We start from the raw sequence: 1,242 nt of genomic DNA on the forward strand, positions 1-1,242 counted from the left end.
TATGTCCACTTACTTGAGCCTTTGCTGTCAAATGATGGCTTTCGAGGAATCGATCGCATCATTCCCTTTGGATTACGTCGCTGGAAGAAAAATCTCTTTAGCCTGGCTACATGGAAAGAATTTTTTGCGTTTAGAGAAACTCTTCAAATTAGTGCTTATGACGTATTAATAGAAACGCAGGGCCTACTGAAATCTGCCATCGTATGCTCCCTAGCTAGAAAAAGTCCTAATGCTGTAGTTGCAGGCCTTGCCAATGCAACAGAGTTCTCGGGTTACGAGCCTTTGTCTAGATTTTTTTATAACCAGTCAGTTCAGGTCCCCAAGCAGTGCCATGCGGTCGATCGTTCACGCTGGGTGATGTGCTCAGCATTGGATTGGTCTTTGATGGAGCGAAATGATGCGCCCCAGTTTTATCCCAAAGCATTTGTACAAAATATTCCAGGCACTTCAGTCCAGGGCTTGAAAGCGCCCTATATTCTTTGTTTTCATTCGACTGCACGGGAAGCGAAGCGTTGGTCTAATAAGCATTGGGTTGAGTTGGGCAAGGATCTATCAACTCGTGGCTATCAGATGGTTCTCCCTTGGGGCAGCACTAAGGAGAAGTCTGTCAGTATGTCTCTGGCAGAGCAGATTCCTGGAGCGCTTGTACCTCCGGCATTTTCGATTGAAGAGGCATTCTCAGTCATTGCTGGAGCTGCTTTAACAGTGGGGGTAGATACTGGCCTAACGCATTTAGCAGCAGTTCTCGACAAGCCTACTGTCGAAATCTATTGCGACTCACCCCGCTGGAAGACTGAGGGTTATTGGTCTGATCGAATTTGTAATGTGGGTAATATTCAACATCCACCCAGCGTTCAAGAGGTTCTTGATGCGTCTTTTAAGCTTCTAGATCAAGCTTAAGTGTTGACTGTTTTTTAGTTGTTAGCGCAACAAGGTATTGATAGCAATCAGATCTTCATCCGATAGTGCTGCCGCATGTGCCTTAAGCTTTATGGCATTCAGAATTGTGCTGTAGCGCGCTTGCTGTAATTGCGAGCGTGTAGTGATCACGGTATCTAAGGCAATCAATACATCGATGTTGATCAAAGTCCCCACCTGAAATCCCAGCTTGCTTGATTCAAGTGCTGAAGTGGAAGAACGCTCTGCAGCCTCATAGGCTTTGACGCTGGCTAGGCCACCATAAAAGCCAGTAAATGCTGCACGGGTACTTTGGGCTGCGGTACGGCGTGCATTGTCATAGTT

2 protein-coding genes are annotated in these 1,242 nt (G+C 46.4%); one reads left to right on the top strand and one right to left on the bottom strand.

What is annotated here, in order from left to right; all coding sequences use genetic code 11:
• Positions 1 to 900 (top strand): lipopolysaccharide heptosyltransferase I (waaC, locus tag B7Y67_RS18465; RefSeq protein ID WP_293599883.1); only part of this gene is annotated, 900 nt, incomplete at its 5' end.
• Positions 901 to 921: 21 nt separating this feature from the next.
• Here the strand turns inward: waaC and B7Y67_RS18470 are convergent.
• Positions 922 to 1,242, bottom strand: a 321-nt coding sequence (locus tag B7Y67_RS18470) for a TolC family protein (RefSeq protein WP_293599884.1), incomplete at its 5' end; no start/stop codon positions are given.

It is taken from the genome of Polynucleobacter sp. 35-46-11, assembly GCF_002281105.1.